Annotated in this window: 14 protein-coding genes and 1 pseudogene; 6 read left to right on the forward strand and 9 right to left on the reverse strand. The window is 64.0% G+C overall.

The features are described 5' to 3' along the window. Window positions 1–71: 71 nt before the first annotated feature. Window positions 72–1,796 carry a heparinase II/III family protein gene (locus NKI88_RS06520; protein ID WP_023732954.1) on the reverse strand — a complete coding sequence of 575 codons (1,725 nt, stop codon included), beginning with the start codon at window positions 1,794–1,796 and terminating at the stop codon, window positions 72–74. A 217-nt stretch (window positions 1,797–2,013) separates the two neighbouring features. Next, window positions 2,014–2,852: pseudogene (locus NKI88_RS06525) on the reverse strand (helix-turn-helix transcriptional regulator). Between the two features lie 93 nt (window positions 2,853–2,945). On the opposite strand from NKI88_RS06525, the gene NKI88_RS06530 reads away from it, so the two are divergent. Then, window positions 2,946–3,884, forward strand: coding sequence for a phytanoyl-CoA dioxygenase family protein (locus tag NKI88_RS06530; RefSeq protein ID WP_352654278.1), 939 nt, complete (start codon window positions 2,946–2,948; stop codon window positions 3,882–3,884). Between the two features lie 19 nt (window positions 3,885–3,903). On the opposite strand, the gene NKI88_RS06535 is transcribed toward NKI88_RS06530, so the two are convergent. Together NKI88_RS06535 and htpX are read right to left on the reverse strand one after the other, a co-directional pair. After that, window positions 3,904–5,289, reverse strand: a complete 1,386-nt coding sequence (locus NKI88_RS06535) for an RsmB/NOP family class I SAM-dependent RNA methyltransferase (RefSeq protein WP_352654280.1) — start codon at window positions 5,287–5,289, stop codon at window positions 3,904–3,906. Continuing rightward, a complete protein-coding gene (gene htpX / locus NKI88_RS06540; protein WP_023700198.1) occupies window positions 5,280–6,305 on the reverse strand; it encodes a zinc metalloprotease HtpX in 1,026 nt (341 codons plus the stop codon). Before htpX ends, NKI88_RS06535 begins: the two co-directional genes overlap by 10 nt. 105 nt (window positions 6,306–6,410) lie before the next feature. Here htpX and NKI88_RS06545 point away from each other — a divergent pair, with 105 nt between their 5' ends. Then, window positions 6,411–6,617, forward strand: a complete 207-nt coding sequence (locus NKI88_RS06545) for a DUF1674 domain-containing protein (protein ID WP_023668643.1) — start codon at window positions 6,411–6,413, stop codon at window positions 6,615–6,617. A 111-nt stretch (window positions 6,618–6,728) separates the two neighbouring features. Here NKI88_RS06545 and NKI88_RS06550 read toward each other — a convergent pair whose 3' ends face one another. Next, entirely contained in the window at window positions 6,729–7,394 is a 666-nt protein-coding gene (locus NKI88_RS06550) for an HAD-IA family hydrolase (protein WP_352654282.1), read from the reverse strand. Window positions 7,395–7,563: 169 nt separating this feature from the next. Here NKI88_RS06550 and NKI88_RS06555 point away from each other — a divergent pair, with 169 nt between their 5' ends. Both NKI88_RS06555 and NKI88_RS06560 read left to right on the forward strand, forming a co-directional pair. Then, complete coding sequence (locus NKI88_RS06555) at window positions 7,564–8,433, forward strand: transglutaminase-like domain-containing protein (RefSeq protein ID WP_023815283.1); 870 nt, start codon at window positions 7,564–7,566, stop codon at window positions 8,431–8,433. 388 nt (window positions 8,434–8,821) lie between these two features. Beyond that, complete coding sequence (locus tag NKI88_RS06560) at window positions 8,822–10,090, forward strand: class I SAM-dependent methyltransferase (RefSeq protein WP_023815282.1); 1,269 nt, start codon at window positions 8,822–8,824, stop codon at window positions 10,088–10,090. 66 nt (window positions 10,091–10,156) lie between these two features. Here the strand turns inward: NKI88_RS06560 and NKI88_RS06565 are convergent, their stop codons facing one another. Then, window positions 10,157–10,894 (reverse strand): MOSC domain-containing protein, encoded by a 738-nt coding sequence (locus NKI88_RS06565; RefSeq protein WP_023693192.1) that lies wholly within the window; start codon window positions 10,892–10,894, stop codon window positions 10,157–10,159. Window positions 10,895–10,903: 9 nt separating this feature from the next. After that, the gene (acs, locus tag NKI88_RS06570) at window positions 10,904–12,859 is read right to left on the reverse strand and encodes an acetate--CoA ligase (RefSeq protein ID WP_023693191.1); all 1,956 of its coding nucleotides are present in this window, start codon (window positions 12,857–12,859) and stop codon (window positions 10,904–10,906) included. A gap of 305 nt (window positions 12,860–13,164) precedes the next feature. Here acs and NKI88_RS06575 point away from each other — a divergent pair, with 305 nt between their 5' ends. Further along, a complete protein-coding gene (locus NKI88_RS06575) occupies window positions 13,165–13,437 on the forward strand; it encodes an usg protein (protein WP_023668649.1) in 273 nt (90 codons plus the stop codon). 184 nt (window positions 13,438–13,621) lie between these two features. Here the strand turns inward: NKI88_RS06575 and NKI88_RS06580 are convergent, their stop codons facing one another. Next, window positions 13,622–14,656 (reverse strand): aldo/keto reductase, encoded by a 1,035-nt coding sequence (locus NKI88_RS06580; protein ID WP_023736831.1) that lies wholly within the window; start codon window positions 14,654–14,656, stop codon window positions 13,622–13,624. Window positions 14,657–14,699: 43 nt separating this feature from the next. After that, a complete protein-coding gene (locus NKI88_RS06585; RefSeq protein WP_023749346.1) occupies window positions 14,700–15,881 on the reverse strand; it encodes an MFS transporter in 1,182 nt (393 codons plus the stop codon). A 127-nt stretch (window positions 15,882–16,008) separates the two neighbouring features. On the opposite strand from NKI88_RS06585, the gene NKI88_RS06590 reads away from it, so the two are divergent. Beyond that, entirely contained in the window at window positions 16,009–16,917 is a 909-nt protein-coding gene (locus tag NKI88_RS06590) for a LysR family transcriptional regulator (protein ID WP_023736833.1), read from the forward strand. The last annotated feature ends 11 nt before the right edge of the window (window positions 16,918–16,928 follow it).

Genomic DNA, 16,928 nt, shown 5'->3' on the forward strand with positions numbered 1-16,928 from the left:
TGCCGGGCCGTAGCACATGAGGTCAGGAAATCAAGCCGGAAGCTCGATCAAGCCGGCGCCGGCAACGACGCTCAGCTGTTCTCGGGATAGCCGGCGATGCCGGTGCGCGTGAGCTGCCAATGCACCTCGGCGATCTCCGAGGCCTTGAAGGCGAGCACGATCTGGCGGCTGCGGCGCGGGCCGCCAAGGCCGGCGAAATAGATCGATTCCTCGACCTCCGGCACCACTTCGGTGCAGGTGAACACCCAGGTGTCGGCCTGGTCGGCGGTCAGCACCAGGCGGTCATGCTCGTCCTGCAAAAGGTTGATATCAGGGTGGATGTGGAAGCGCACCACGACGAAGTCGCGGCCATTGTTGCGGATCGCCGCACCGCCCGGGCGGAGGAAGCGATCCCTGCCGGCGAGCACATTGCCCTCGCTCGACAGTTTCAGCTCGCGCTCATGCAGGAAGCCAAAGCGTTGCATATAGCCGTCATGGCGGGCGATGAAGCCTTGCGTGCCCTTCTGGTCGATGCGCTTGCAAGGCACATGCTGCGGGCCGCCGAGCAAGGGTGAGCCGAGCAGGTCGTTGACGCGCAGCGAATGGGAAAACCGCGCCGACGAGGTGTCGTTGATGGTGGCGGTCGAATGCGCCGCAGTGGCACGGGCCAGCGGCCGGAACTCGGCAGCGCCATAGGTGTCGATGCCGGCATTGACGATATAATGCTGGCGACCGGACGAGAGTTCGAAGGCCAGGCACCCGGCATGCGCGGCGTTGGACACATCGACGGCCGGCGACGGGCCGGTATCGGCAATCACCGTAACGCCGCCCATACACAGCCGCTCATAGCCGGAATGCGGCGCGTGCAGCAGCGGCGCGCCGGCGGTGTCGTCGTGGCGCAAGATGGTGGCAATGCGGTCGTGGATGGTCGCGCCCATGCCGTTGAAGCGGGCCAGGCTGCCATCCTGATGGCGGAAGAAACGGAGCGCCGGCAGCATGCGGTCGATGGCGCCCATCAGGGCTGCCGGTGGCGTTTCGGCCTGATTGGCATAGGTCTGACGCAGCGGCAGGAGATCGGCGAGCAGTTCGAGAACCGCCATCGGGTTGCGCGAAATATGGCCGCCGTCGGGAAGGATCTGGCGGTCGAGTTCTTCCGCCAGGTTGCGGGTGGCGCCGCGCAGTGCCGAGGCCGGCGCCGGCAGCGACAGCGCGGCGAAGGCAAGCGCGATGCGAGCGCGCAGCCTGTCCTTGCCGTCCGGCATTTCGCGCGCCATCGAGCGGAGATAGCGGATCTGCACGGCGAGCGATTTCAGGAAGGCGCGATAGAACGGAAATTCGGCCCCTTGTAGGACAACCGAGGAGTGTTGCAACCAGGCAATGACTCGCTTGGCGGTGGTGCCGGGCTCCCAAGCTATGCCGGAAATCTGGTTGCCATGCATGGCGATCCAGTCGGAGACAAGCGCGCGTGCATTGGCGGCGGCCAGCTCGGTGCCGGCGGCGCGCATATGGCGCAGCCAACGAAAGCCGTGCAGCGTCTTCACCCAGCCGCGATTGGCGACATCGATCTGGAATGGCGATTTGCCGCCGGTCTCGACGAGGTGTCCCGACAGCGGATAGCGGCCATAGTAGATCTCGAGCGCGATCTGCGGATCGGCGAGCCTGAGGTCGGGCGGTGCAATCAGGACGCGTTCGGGCGTGCGCCCGGAATAGCGCCAGCGATAAACTGGCCCCGCGCGAAGGCGCCGGCGCGTCTTGCGCCAAAACTCCTTAGCGACAAGCGTCCACAGACGTGTCGTGCTGCCGGCAGCCAGTGCCAAAACCCCTCCTCGTCGCCTGGAGATAGAGCATGCTGTCGCCCGAAAACCGCGTCACACTTTTCGGCATCATGTTCCGGTACCCCAGCACAAGCTTATATGATTCAAGAACTTATGCGAAGTCGAATTCCGCCGACGTGAAGCGCCTCACGCTGCCGGCCACCGACCCACCCCGAAAAAAGTCAAGTGCTTCGCGGGGTTAAGCCTGGCAATCCGGCACTCACTTGCGGTTGTGGCGAGACCGAAATTCGCTGGGCGAACAGCTTTCGCGGCGCGAAACAGACGGGAGAAATAGAAGGCGTCGTGGATGCCGACGGCGGCCGCAATGGACTCGATGGGCGAATCGGAGGCGGCCAGCATCTGTTTGGCGCGGTCGAGCCTCGTGCGCAGTTGGAAGGCCTTGGGCGACATGCCGGCTGCCCGCGCAAATCTGCGCCGCAAGGTTGCCGGCGACATCGAGAATTTCGCGGCGAAGGCATCGAGATCCACCGGGTCGCACGCGCAGCGGCGCAATTCGTCGATGATGGGCTGCATGTCGGCATGCTGGAAGCCGGGATTTCGTTGACGGTTGTTCCAATCCATTGCCTGGCGGGCAGCACGCACGACGATGCGATGCATCGTGGCGGCGGCTTCTGCCTGGCTCAGCATCGTATCGAGCGACAGCTCACCATGCAGCCTGTCGAACAGCCGCTGCATTTTGCCGAGGTCGCGCAAGGGGACGACAGGGGCGTCCTCGGCAATCAGCCGCAGCCGGGTGAAATCGCGTATCAAGGCGCCGTCGAAGAGCGCCCAGCGTTCGAGCCAGCCCGATGCGTCCGGCCCGTAGGAATGCATCCTCCCGGGAAGCAGCCAGAACAGGGCCGGCGCTTGGATCGTCTGCATGCCGGCAGTCTTGGTTTCAAGCCAGCCTTGACCGTTCTCAATCAGCACCACGGCGAATTCCGGCAATTTGCGCGCTTGGATCGCCTGCGTGACGCGATGCCGACCAATCCCTGTAACCGACAGGCCGCCGGCCGCGGTCGGTGCGGATCTGTAGAGCGCGTAAGAGAGATCGTTCATGAGCGAAAAGTCCATGGCTTCGTTCCGTCCATGGGCGAGCGTGCGAACAGTATGGCATTTCCAGCTAAGGATGGAAAATCGCAGGTGGCTGAAATGTCAAGCTCAACAGGTGGCACGCAACGACGGATTCCTGTTGCGTCAATCGATCTGAACGCCAACGGCAAGACATTATCGATGGCGCCGAACCGGTTGGGTCATCTCGTGCCAACCGACGCCGGGGTCGGCATCGATGCCATTCGCGGCCTCCTTGCCGAGCAAGGCTATGTCTGGCTGAAAGGTATGCTGCCGCGCCGCGACGTCATCGATTTTCGCGGCTGGGTGTTTTCATATCTGGCCGACACCGGCTTGCTGCAGCCCGGGTCCGATCCCGCGCTTGGCCTGGCGGCGGCCGCCGGCACGTTCGACCGTCAGCTCGCCGATCGCCGGTTGATGGCGCTGGTTCGCTCCACCGCCTATGAAGGGTTCTGCGCACAGCCCCTGATGGCCCGGCTGATGGATGCGTTCGTCGGCGGGCTGTCCTATTTGCACAAGCGCAAGATCATGCGTTTCACCCAACCGGGCACCACTGTGGCGACGCCGGCGCATTACGACCTCGTCTATCTGCGCGGCGGCACCAGCCGCATCGTCACTGCCTGGATCCCGATCGGCGACGTTCCCGTCGACATGGGCGGCCTGGTCTATCTCGAGGGATCGCACGCCATCGGCCTCGACATGGAGGCCCGGTTCGCCAGGGAAAATGCCGGGCTGAGCCCGCAGGAGCGCATCAGCGCCTACAACAGGAACATGAGCGAGGGCGGCTGGGTGTCGAAGGACCTGCCCGACATGGCGGAGCGGTTCGATACACGCTGGCTGATCGCGGATTTCGAGGCCGGCGATGTCGTCCTCCACTCGCCCTACATGATCCACGCCTCGACGACCAACCAGAGCGCGGAGGGGCGTATCCGGCTCTCCACCGATATCCGCTACCAGAATGTCGATGATGAGATCGATGCAAGGTGGGGGAAGCACTGGTCCTTGGACGACATGCTTTAGGCATGTCGTCGCGTCGGAGTCAGGCCAGTCGTCGCATGCGGGCGGCGAAGAAGCCGTCCAGGCCGGAAACCCCTGGCGAACCAAGGTCAAGATCGGAGGGTGTGGTGCGCAGCGTGCCTTGCGGGGTCAGGAAGGCGTCGATGCCGGCGATTTCGCCGGGCTGCAGCGGATCGTCGGCGACGGTCTTGCTGCCGGCCAGAAAGGCGCGATACAGATCCTCGCCTTCGATCGGGTCCAGCGAACAGTTGGAAAAAACAATCCGGCCGCCTGGTTTGACCAAAGTGACGGCGCGGGCGAGCAGCTTTGCTTGCAGATCGGCTAGCTTTTCGACGTCGGCTGCCGTCTTGGTCCATGGCACGTCCGGGTGGCGCCGAACCGTGCCGGTGGAAGAGCAGGGCGCGTCGAGCAGGACGGCGTCGAAAAGCTCCGCCGGCTGGTATTTCAGCAGATCGGCCTGCACGATCTCGGCGGACAGCCCAAGCCGTTCGAGGTTCTGCGTCAGCCGCGCCAGCCGGTTCTTCGAGGTGTCCAAGGCGGTGACTTTGGCGCCGGCAAGGATAAGCTGAGCGGTCTTGCCGCCGGGGGCGGCGCAGAGGTCGGCGACGCGTAATCCTTTGACATCGCCGAACAGCCGCGCCGGAAAACTGGCGGCGGCGTCCTGGACCCACCATGCGCCTTCGCTGAAGCCCGGCAGTTCGGTGACGGAGGCGTTGAGCTTTTCCACTCGCACCGTGCCGGTCGGCAGCACGATGCCGCCGAGCTTTTCGGCCCACAGTTCGGGATCGGCCTTGACCGTGAAATCCACCGGCGCCTCAACGCGATGCGCCGCCAGGATCTGTCTGGTCATCTCAGTGCCATAGGCAGCCTTCAGCCGGTCGGAGAACCATTTTGGCGCCTCATCGGTGGCGGCAAGAGCTGCCGGCAGTTCGGTCTCCTTGGCGCGCACCAAAGTGCGCAGCACGCCGTTAACGAGGCCGGAAAAGCGCTGCGTGCGTGGGTCCGACTTGGCGTGGGTCACAGCCAAATCGACGGCGGCGCTGTCGGGGATGTCGAGGAACAGGATCTGCGCCGCCGCAACATGCAGGATGTGCGACAGCGCTGTGGCGTTGGGCGGCAGCGGCTTTTCAAGGCGGCGGGCGAGGAGCCCGGCAATGGTCATGCGGTAGCGCAGCGCGGTTACCAGTATGGCGCGCACCAGGCCGCGGTCGCGCAAGTCGAGCACCTTGTATTGCGGATGGCCGTTCTCGTGGTCCGTCAGCCCGTCGAGCGGCGTTTTGGCGTCGATAACGGCGGCCAGCAGCCGCGCCGCGGCCTTGCGCGCGGCGAGGCCGGCGACGAATTCGTCCGAGCTGTTTTCGCGATCGCCTGAATGTGCGGGCCGGGATCTGGCGCCGCTCACGACCACGGACCTTTGGGTCCGGTCGGATTGCGGCCCCACGGATTGGCTTTCGGCTTGGCCGGTTTGGTCGGCTGCGTGGGGCGTGCTGCCTTACCCCACGGACCTTGCTCGGCATCGGCCGGCAATTCTTCGATCGGCTCTGGCGTCGGCGCCTGGCGCGGCGCCGGCTGGCGGCCTGCCATGTCGCGCGCCATCGCCTGCAGCGCGGCGATGCGGTTGTCGGTGTTCGGGTGGGTCGAAAACAGGCTGTCCATTCGCTCGCCGTGAAGAGGATTAATGATGAAGAGATGCGCGGTCGCGGGATTGCGTTCGGCATCCGGGTTGCGGATGCGTTCGGCGCCGCGGGCGATCTTGTCAAGCGCTGATGCCAGCCAAAGCGGATTTCCAACGATTTCGGCGCCGCGCCGGTCGGCCTCGTATTCGCGGGTGCGGCTGACCGCCATCTGCACGATCATGGCGGCGAAGGGCGCGACCAGCATCGCCACCAGCACGCCGACAAAGCCGAACGGGTTGTTGTTGTCGCGGCTGCCGCCGAAGAAGAAGGCGAAATTGCCGAGCATCGAGATGGCGCCGGCGAGTGTCGCGACAATGGTCATGGTCAGCGTGTCTCGATGCTGGATGTGGGCCAGCTCATGCGCCATGACTGCCGCCACCTCCTCATGCGACAGGCGCTCCAGCAGCCCGGTCGAGGCCGCGACCGCGGCGTTCTCGGGATTGCGGCCGGTGGCGAAGGCGTTCGGCTGCGGATTGTCGATCAGATAGGTCTTGGGCATCGGCAGGCCGGCCTGCTTGGCCAACGCCTCGACGATGGCGTGGAATTCGGGCGCGTTCTTCGCGTTGACCTCGACGGCGCGGTTCATCGACAACACCATCTTGTCGGCATTCCAGTAGCTGAACAGATTGGTGCCCGCGGCGACCAGGAAGGCGATCATCATGCCGCCGGTGCCGCCGATCAGAAAGCCGACGCCCATGAACAGCGCCGTCATCGCGGCCAGAAGCATGGTGGTGCGTAGCGTGCTCATCATCTGCTCCCTGTGCGGCCGTGGCAAAAAAAGGTCGATCGGGGTGAACTCATGGCTATATGATGGGAAACGCCGCCCTTCGTTTCAATCCGCCCGGACTATCGCATGACCGACCAACCCAGCAAAGCCGATGCCGACCGGGAGAAGGACCTGACGCCGGCGGCCAGCCGAGCGCTGGCTGAAGCCGAGGCGCGCCGTGAAGCGTATCGCCAGAAGGAAGCTGCGCTGCCGAAGGAAATCGGCGGCCGCGGCGGCAAGGAACCCGGCCGCTACGGCGACTGGGAAGTGAAGGGCCTGGCTACGGACTTCTAAGGATATGCGGGATTCAGGTGATGCCGGCCTGCGAACAACCGGTTCCTGCGCTTCCGGTACTCACGGGCCGAGTCCGCTCCGTTCCGGTTCGCGACATATCCGAGCCTTGTCCTAAGCCGCGCTGCGCTGTGCCCCCAACGTCATCCAGCCGCTGTCATCGATCGCGATGGAGACGGTTTCGTAGCCGCCAATCGAGTTGTGCTGAGTCGTCATTGGATGCTGGTGAGTGGCGCTGATCACCATCACCGACGCGCCCGCTGCTTCCGCCGCCGCGATGCCGGCCGGCGCATCCTCGAAGACCAGGCAATCGCCGATGTCGACGCCGAGCCGTTTTGCCGCCAGCAGGAAACAGTCGGGCGCCGGTTTGCCGTGCGACACATCCTCGGCCGCGACCACCAAGGCGGGAACCGGGATGCCGGCGGCCCGCATGCGCAGCAGCGCCAACGGGCGCGGCGCGGAGGTGACGATCGCCCAGCGCTCGGCCGGCAGCGCGTTGAGAAACCGTACTGCGCCGGCGATCGGCAGCACGCCTTCGACGTCGTCCGCCTCCGCCTGCAACAGCACAAACGCCTCATGCACCGGGTCGACGCCGGGAAGCGCCAGCCTGGTGATGGTCTCGACCGCCCGCACGCCATGGATCGTCGGCAGGAAGGCTTCGACGTCGAGACCGTGCTTAAGCGCCCACGCCGCCCAGACGCGCTCGGCCGAAGCGATCGAATTGAGCACCGTGCCATCCATATCGAACAGGAACGCGGCGAATCTTCTGCCTGCAAACATCAGATTTTCCACGGGTTTCGGGAGGGTCAAAACATGTCGGGCGACCGTAACGTCGCCACGCTTGCCTGGGAAGCCGCGGGAGAGCCTTTTCGATAGTTCCAGGGAACCATGGTCCCGCCTCTGGCGTTTTGAGCATACTGTTTTCCACGGGATCGAAGGGGCAATCATAGTGCTGATCCGGCTCGGCTACGAAATCGCCATTGAATGCGTCGGCGCCACGCCGGTCATCTCGCTGCTTGATATCCACAGGGATCGTCAGGCCGACATCAAACGGCAGACGCGCGTGCTGACGTCGCCTTCAGTGCCGAGCAAGGTCTATCACGATCTGTTCGGCAATACCTGCCGCCGCTTCACCGTACCCGCCGGCAGTTTCCGCATTCTCTATGACGGAGCCGTCGAGGACAGCGGCGAGCCTGACGCGGTCAACACGCTGGCCAAGGAAGTGCCGGTGGCGGAACTGCCGGACGATGTGCTCGGCTACCTCCTCGGCAGCCGCTATTGCGAGACCGATCATCTGAGCAGTCTGGCCTGGCAGCTTTTCGGCCATGTTCCCTCTGGCTGGGCGCGGGTGCAGGCGATCGTCGACTATGTCCACAACCGGCTGTCCTTCGGCTATGGCTATGCGCGGTCGACGCGCACCGCGGCCCAGGCGCATGAGGAGCAGGTTGGCGTATGCCGCGACTTCGCCCATCTGGCGATCACGCTCTGCCGTTGCATGAACATCCCGGCCCGCTACGTGAACGGCTATCTCGGCGACATCGGCGTGCCGGCAGATCCGGCGCCGATGGATTTTTCAGCCTGGATGGAAGTGTTCCTCGAGGGCAAATGGTATACGTTCGACCCCCGTCATAATCGTCCGAGGATAGGCCGCGTCGTCATCGCGCGCGGTCGTGATGCCACGGACGTGCCGCTGCTGCACAGCTTCGGGCCGCATCAGCTCTCGCTGTTCAAGGTCTGGACCTATGAGCAGGAAGGCAATCTGTTCAACCCGCCCTATCACGGCGTCGACAAGACCGTCAGCGCGCGGATGCTGGCGTGACCGGATGTCTGATCCGCTTCGACACACAATCCGGAAATGGAAAAGGCCGCCGCTTCTTGACGAAGCCGGCGGCCTTCCGTGTTTCCGTCCGTGGCGCGGCCAATGGCGGCGACCGAGGTCACCCGCCGCGCTTATCGCGCCTTAACGGGAAGACTGCTTCCCGAAAGTGCAATCCGCTGAGGCCACGTTCTGGAAAACGAAATCACTCGACATCGGATCACCTCCTTTCGATTTGTTGAACACGTACAGATGATGGGGTGCGTTGCAGCAAAAAACAAGATGCCGATTTGAAATAGCTGGCGAGCCGCCTTTTGCGCCGGGTTGCGAAGAGCCGCGAGGGCGGGCAAAATCCATGCAAGGTGGATTGTCAGGACTCGGGAGGATTGCCATGGAGGCAGCCGAGAAGGCCGCGCGCATCGTGCGAACGGTGATCGAAACGCTGAAGCCGGGTTTTGCGGTCAAGCTGTGGACCGGCGAGCGAATCGGTCCCGCCACCGGGCCCGTGCTCACCATCAACGACCAGGACATCGTCTGGCAGGTGGTGAAGCGGCCATCGTTGTCGACGCTGATCGAGATGTGGATCTCCAAGACGATAGACATCGAAAATGGGACGATTTTCGATTTCTACGCACTGCCGTCGCAAGGCAAGCTCAGGACCAAGCTCAAGTCGCTGCCGAAGCTGGCGATCCTGCGCGACCTGCCGGCGGTGCTCCTGTCACGCAAGCAGATGAGTGCACGCACCGATCTGTCGGGTCGCAACCCCTATGTCAGCGGGTCGAGCCAGGAGGCGATCCAGCATCACTACGACATTTCGAATGCCTTTTACCGGCTCTTCCTCGACGAGCGCATGGTCTACAGCTGCGGCTACTTCAAGGATTTCGCCGATGGCATCGACCAGGCGCAGGCCGACAAGCTCGACCATATCTGCCGCAAGCTCAGGCTGAAATCGGGCGAAAAGCTGCTCGACATCGGCTGCGGCTGGGGCGCCATGCTGATCCATGCGGCCAAAAATTACGGCGTCGTCGGCCATGGCGTGTCGCTGTCGCAGGCGCAGACCGATCTCGCCCGCGAGCGCATCCGCGCCGAAGGGCTGCAGGACCGCATCACCATCGAGATCAAATCCTATGCGGAACTCAAAGGCTCCTTCGACAAGATATCCTCGATCGGCATGTTCGAGCATCTCGGCCTCGCCAACCACGCCAGCTATTTCAAGACCATCCATCGCTTGCTGAAGCCCGGCGGCATCTATCTGCACCACGCCATCACCAGGCGAAGCAAGGGCGACTTGAAGAAAACCTTGCGCAAGGGGCCGGAGTTCAAGGCGCTGCTCAAATACATTTTCCCCGGCGGGGAACTCGACACGATCGGCATGACGCTGGGCAATCTGGAGGCGCATGGCTTCCTGGTCTACGACGTCGAGAATCTGCGCGAGCACTATGCGCGCACCTGCCGGCTGTGGGCCCAGCGGCTACAGGCTCGCTTCGACGAGGCGGTCGCCGAAGTCGGCGAGGCCAAGGCACGGCTGTGGCTGCTTTATCTCACCGGCTGCTCGATCACCTTCGAGCGCGCCTCGGCGCAGATTTTTCAGACCGTCGTCACCAAACGCGCACGCGGCCTGAGCGGGCTGCCGCCGACACGGGCGGATCTGTATCGGTAGAGATAGGATTCGGGGCCGAACCCCACGCTTTCCAAGGTCTGCGATTCGCTGCCTCGCGGTAGAGGCCTACACGAACCGCATCGGCGCGCCGATCTCGACGCCGGCAGGCCTGTCCACAGTGCAATAGACGCCGAGATTATGGGCGTTGTGGCGGACCAGATTGCGCAGGATGCCGGGATCGTGGTCGAAGCCGTCCTGGCTGATGATGGTGAAGCCGCAGCGGCGGCACGGCTCCGAGACGGTCACCAGCAGGTCGCCGATGGCAAGCTTGCGGCCAATCCATTCGGTCTCGGGAAACGAGCTCTCGACCGCCGCCATGTCGACGACAATGTTGGGGCGGAAGCGGCGCGGATCGGGAATGCCTTCGGGGTGCAGCGCCTTTAGCCGCGCCAGCGATGCGGTGGTCAAGAGATGGATCGGCGCTTTGCGGTAGCGCGCCGCGGTGAGCGGGCCGGTGTAGCCGGGGGCGTTGTCCTGGCTGAACGGCCGGATCGAGGCGGCGAAGCCGAGATAGGCCGAGATGGCTTGGTCGCATTCCACACCCGGCACTGCCAGCCAGTCGCCGTCGGGAACGGCGATCTCCAGCTCGCGATCGTTGGTGAGCCGGGTGCAGATGCGCGGCACCTTGTGCCACTTGGCGTCGCGGTCGGGCCGCGCGATCTCATTGTCCGAGACATCGACAAGGCCGAACAGCCGGTCGCCGTCGATGGTTTCAAGGCCGACCGAAATGGCGTCCTGGCGTTCGCCGGCAAGCGAACTTGCGGGGTAACGCCAGAGCTCCGTGACTGCGCCCAGTGCAGCCATCAAATCCCCTCAGCCCTTCTTGTTCTGGCGGTTGGCGATCAGATCATCGACCACGGCCGGATCGGCCAGTGTCGAGGTATCGCCGAGCGCGGAAAAATCGTCCTCGGCGATCTTGCGCAGGATACGGCGCATGATCTTGCCGGAGCGGGTTTTCGGCAGTCCGGGTGCGAACTGCAGCTTGTCGGGCGAGGCGATGGCGCCGATCTCCTTGCGGACATGGGCCACGAGCTCCTTGCGCAGTTCCTCGCTCGGCTCCACGCCTTTCATCAAGGTAACGTAGCTGTAGATGCCCTGGCCCTTGATGTCGTGGGGATAGCCGACGACAGCTGCTTCCGACACCTTCTCATGGCTGACGAGCGCCGATTCGACCTCGGCCGTTCCCATGCGGTGGCCGGAAACGTTGATGACGTCGTCGACGCGGCCGGTGATCCAGTAATAGCCATCGGCGTCGCGGCGACAGCCGTCACCGGTGAAGTATTTGCCCTTGTAGGTGGAGAAATAGGTCTGCACGAAGCGGTCATGATCGCCATAGACGGTGCGCATCTGGCCGGGCCAGGAATCGGCGATGCAGAGATTGCCGTCGGCCGCCCCTTCCAGCACCCTACCTTCGCCGTCGACCAGCTGCGGCCTGATGCCGAAGAAGGGCCGCGTCGCCGAACCAGCCTTGAGGTCGGTGGCGCCGGGCAGCGGCGTGATCAGGATGCCGCCGGTCTCGGTCTGCCACCATGTGTCGACGATCGGCACCTTGCCGTTGCCGACGATGTTGAAATACCACTCCCAGGCTTCCGGATTGATCGGTTCGCCGACTGAGCCCAGCACGCGCAGCGACTTGCGCGAGGTCTTCTTCACCGGTTCGTCGCCGGCGCCCATCAGCGCGCGCAGTGCCGTCGGCGCAGTGTAGAAGATGTTGACCTTGTGCTTGTCGATGACTTCCCAGAAGCGCGACTGCGAGGGGTAATTCGGCACGCCCTCGAACATCAGCGTGGTGGCGCCGTTGGCGAGCGGGCCATAGACGATGTAGCTGTGGCCGGTGACCCAACCGACATCGGCGGTGCACCAGTAGATATCGCCATCATGGTAGTCGAAGACATATTGGTGGGTCATCGAGACATAGACGAGATAGCCGGCGGTGGTGTGCAGCACGCCCTTCGGCTTGCCGGTCGAGCCTGAGGTATAGAGGATGAACAGCGGATCCTCGGCCTTCATCTTCTCCGGCTTGCAGTCGCCTTTCACCGTGGCGATCTCGTCATGGTACCAGATGTCGCGTCCCTGAACCCAGCCGGTCTTGCCGCCGGTGCGGCGCACGACGACCACCTTATCGACCTTGGTGCCGGCCTTGGCGGCGATTTCGATCGCTCTGTCGGTGTTTTCCTTCAGCGGGATCGGCTTGCCGCCGCGCAGGCCCTCGTCGGCCGTGATGACGAAGGTCGACTTGCAGTCATCGATGCGGCCGGCCAGCGCGTCCGGTGAAAAGCCGCCGAAGACGATCGAGTGGATGGCGCCGATGCGGGTGCAAGCCAGCATCGCGTAGGCCGCTTCCGGGATCATCGGCATGTAGATGGTGACGCGGTCGCCCTTCCTGACGCCGTGCTTCTTCATCACATTGGCGAGCCGGCAGACATGCTCGTAGAGCTCGTTATAGGTGATCTTCTTGTCGTCGTAGGGATTGTCGCCTTCCCAGATGATGGCTGTCTGGTTGCCGCGCTTCTTCAAATGGCGGTCGATGCAGTTGTAGGAGACGTTGGTTTCGCCGTCCTCGAACCATTTGATCGAGACCTTGCCCTCGAAGGAGGTGTTCTTGACCTTGCTGAACGGCTTGAACCAGTCGATGCGCTTGCCGTGCTTGCCCCAGAACTTGTCCGGATTCTTCACGCTGTCGGCATACCATTTGAGGTAGGTGTCGTTGTCGATCAGCGCATTCTTCTTCCACGCCGGCTGGACGCGGTGGATCTTCACCTCGGACATGTCTTCACTTTCCTCCCAAACCACCCCGCCGGCTTGACCACAGCCAGGATCACGGCGACGCAGCCGCGAATTCGGCGGCATTATTAACAGTTCCGCGCTGACGGCAACATTAGACGTTGGATTCGCGTGGCGGGATGCCGCAGCTCCCGTTTCGGTTGCATCAGCACTCGGCAGCGGTCGCTGCTAACTGCATGTTTTCGTGCATAAAGCCCGACTGGGATCAGGAAAATCATAGACAGTTAAGGAACGGCGCGCACAATTCGGTGTTGGGAGGAATGGAGAATCAACTAGGCCAAGGGGCTGTCATGCGCGATCATTCCGAAATGGACCTGATGCTCAAGGGGTATGGCCTGACCACGGCCAAGATTCTGTACCATTTTCCCGACCACCCGCATCTGCTGCAGAGCTTCATCTGGCAGGATTACGATCTGGCGCCGAAGTTTCCGGTGCTGATCAAGTTCATCGAGTTCTGGAAGGCCAGGCTCGACGGGCCGCTGCATTCGATCAGCTACACGCACCAGAAGCTGATCGCGCCGAACGAATGGCGGAAGGTGGATGGGGAGTTCGTGCTGCACTGAGCGGCAGTATAGCTGATCTCCCCCCTTGAGGGGGAGATGGCCGCAAAGCGGCCAGAGGGGGTCGGTTCGACCGGACGCGACCCTCCTGCGGCAGATGGGGGCTAGCGCTCCACGCGCGGCGACCCCCTCTGTCGCCTTCGGCGACATCTCCCCCTCGAGGGGGGAGATTTGGCAGCGTCGGCGATCACACCGCAGGCGGGTTCAGCCGGGCGAAACCTTCCTGGCGGAGATAGGGGAAGTACGGGTAGGGCGCGGTCACTTCGCTTGCCATGTCGAGCTTTTTGACCTGCTCCGGCGTCAACGCCCAGCCGACGGCGCCGAGGTTCTGGCGCAGCTGTTCCTCGTTGCGGGCGCCGATGATGACGGAGGACACGGTCGGGCGCCGCAACAGCCAGTTGATGGCGATCTGCGGCACGGTCTTGCCGGTCTCTTCAGCCATCGCATCAAGCGCATCCATGACCCGGTAGAGATGTTCGTCCGCGACCGGCGGGCCGAAATCGGCGGTGTCGTGCAGCCGGCTCTTTTCCGGCAGGGGCTGGCCGCGGCGGATCTCGCCGGTCAGGCGGCCCCAGCCGAGCGGGCTCCACACCAGCGCGCCGATGCCCTGGTCGATACCGAGCGGCATCAGCTCCCATTCATAGTCGCGACCGACCAGCGAGTAGTAGACCTGATGCGCGGCGTAGCGCGGGTAGCCATGCTTGTCGGCTTCCGCCAGCGATTTCATCACCTGCCAGCCGGAGAAGTTGGAGACGCCGACATAGCGCAGCTTGCCGGCGCGCACGAGGTCGTCCAGCGTCGACAACACCTCCTCGATCGGCGTGCCGGCATCGAAGGCGTGCAGCTGCAACAGGTCGATGTAATCGGTGCCCATGCGCTTCAGGGCGGCGTCGACGGCTTTGATCAGCCGCGAGCGCGACGAGCCGTAGTCGGCCGGTCTGTCGCCCATCGGCAGCGAAGTCTTGGTCGAGATCAGCACCGCGTCGCGGCGGCCTTTGATGGCTTCGCCAAGCACTTCCTCGGAGGCGCCGTTCGAATAAACATCGGCGGTGTCGAACAGATTGACGCCGGCCTCGAGGCAGATGTCGATCAGCCGCCGCGCTTCCTTGGCATCGCTGTTGCCCCAGGCCCCGAACAGCGGCCCGGAGCCGCCGAAAGTGCCGGCGCCGAAAGAGAGTGCGGGCACTTTCAGGCCCGATGCGCCGAGACGTCGATAATCCATTTTATGCTCCTTGATGATGTCGAAGAAGGATTGCGCGTGATGCTCATGACTGGGCGCAGACCGGCGCCCCGATTGTGGGGGCGCGATCGAGGCGCAGCGCCAGGGCAGCGACGCCAAGAGCCGCGACCGGCAGCAAAGCGGCGATCCAGGTTAGTGAGCCGAGGCCGAGGCCATGGGCAATCACCGCGCCGCCAAGCCAAGCGCCGGCGGCATTGCCGAGGTTGAAGGCGGCGATGTTGAAGGACGAGGCGAGGCTCTGGCCCGCGCCTTGCGCCTTTTCCAGCACCCACATCTGCAGCGGCGCCACGGTGGCGAAGGCGGCGGCACCAAGCAGGCCGACATAGATGACGGCCAGGATTTGGCTGTGGACGGCGAAGGTCATTGTGGCCAGCACCAACGCCAGCACCACGAGGCTGCCGAGCACCGCCGGCACCAACCAGCGGTCGGCGACCTTGCCGCCAAGCAGATTGCCGGCGATAAGACCGCCGCCGAAGACGAGCAGGATCGGCGACACGGCGGCTTCCCTGAAGCCGGTGATCTCGGTGAGCAGCGGGGCGATGTAGGTGAAGACGGCGAAGACGCCGGCGTAGCCGAGCACGGTGGTGGCGAGGCCGAGCAGCACCGGCGTGCGGCGCAGCACGGCGAGATCGGCGCGCAGGTTGGTCTTCTCGGGCGCCGTCTGGCTGCGTGGTACCAGAAGCAGGATCACTGCGAAGGCAGCGAGACCGACCAGAGCTACCGCCCAGAAGGTGGCGCGCCAGCCGAAGGTCTGGCCGAGCCAGGTGCCGAAGGGCACGCCGAGGATGTTGGCGATAGTCAGGCCGGTGAACATCAGCGCGATCGCCGAGGCTTTCTTGTTGGGTGCGACCAGGCCGGTGGCAACCACCGAGCCGACGCCAAAGAAAGTGCCATGGGCAAGGGCGGTGATGATGCGGGCGCCCATCAGCGTCCAGTAGTCGGGGGCGATCGCACAGGCGAGGTTGCCGAGCGTGAAGATCGCCATAAGGGCCAGAAGGACGGTCTTGCGGGGCCAGTTGCCGGTGGCGATGGTCAAAAGCGGCGCGCCGATGACGACGCCCAACGCGTAGCCCGAAATCAACTGGCCGGCGGCCGAGATCGAGACTCCGAGATCTTTGCTGACATCGATCAGCAGCCCCATGATGACGAATTCGGTGACACCGATGCCGAAGGCGCCGGCAGCGAGGGCGTAGAGAGCAAGAGGCATGGCGGTTTCCAGTTCGAACTCGAATGAGCGCGCTGTCCAGACCCGCGCCCCGACCGCAGAGATCGTGTTGCCATGCCTTGTGAACCAGACTTGCTTTGGGCATATTTCCTGTGAAATAGATTCACAAATGGCCAGACCCGATATCAACCGTTCCGGCGAGATCGAAGTGTTCGTCCGCGTCGTCGAGGCGAGCAGCTTCTCGGCTGCGGCTCGTTCGCTGCGTATGACACCGTCGGCGGTGAGCAAGCTGATCGCGCGACTGGAGGCAAGGCTCGGCGCGCGGCTGGTCACCCGCTCCACGCGCAAGCTGCAGCTGACGCCGGAAGGGACGGCGTTCTATGACAGCGGGGTGCGCATCCTGGCCGATATGGCGGCGGCCGAGCGCGAGGCGGCCGTGGGTGCCGCGCCGCGCGGACGGCTGCGCGTCAACTCCTATGTGCCCTTCGGGGTGCATCGGCTGATCCCGCTGCTGCCTGAGTTCCTCGAACGCTATCCCGAGATTTCGGTCGATCTGGTGCTTACCGACAGCGTCATCGATCTGATGGCTGAACGTGCCGACGTCGCCATCCGCGCCGGGCCGCTCGGCGAGTCGCGGCTGGTGGCGCGCAAGCTCGGGCAAACCCGGATGACAGTCGTTGCCGCACCGTCCTATCTCAAGACGCATGGCACGCCGCTGATGCCGGCCGATCTCGACCGGCACAATCGCATGGCTTTCGGCTTTGTCCGGCATGTCGATAGCTGGTCGTTTGTCGATGCAACCGGGAACGCCGTCATGGTGCCGATCACCGGAAACACGCTGGTCGGCGATGGCGAGTCGATGCGGCTGATGGCTGTTGGCGGCGCCGGCATCGCCCGGCTGGCGCACTGGCATGTGGCCGATGACATCGCGGCGGGCCGGCTGACGGCGCTGCTGGAGGATTTCAATCCGGGCGACGAGGAGCCCACCCACGCCGTCTATGTCGGCCAGGGCCGGCATTTGCCCGCACGGGTGCGGGCGTTTCTCGACTTTCTGGTCGAGAGCGTGCGGATGAGCTGAAAAGACGTTGG

The sequence above is a fragment of the Mesorhizobium sp. M0317 genome (genome assembly GCF_040321555.1).
GTDB lineage: Bacteria > Pseudomonadota > Alphaproteobacteria > Rhizobiales > Rhizobiaceae > Mesorhizobium.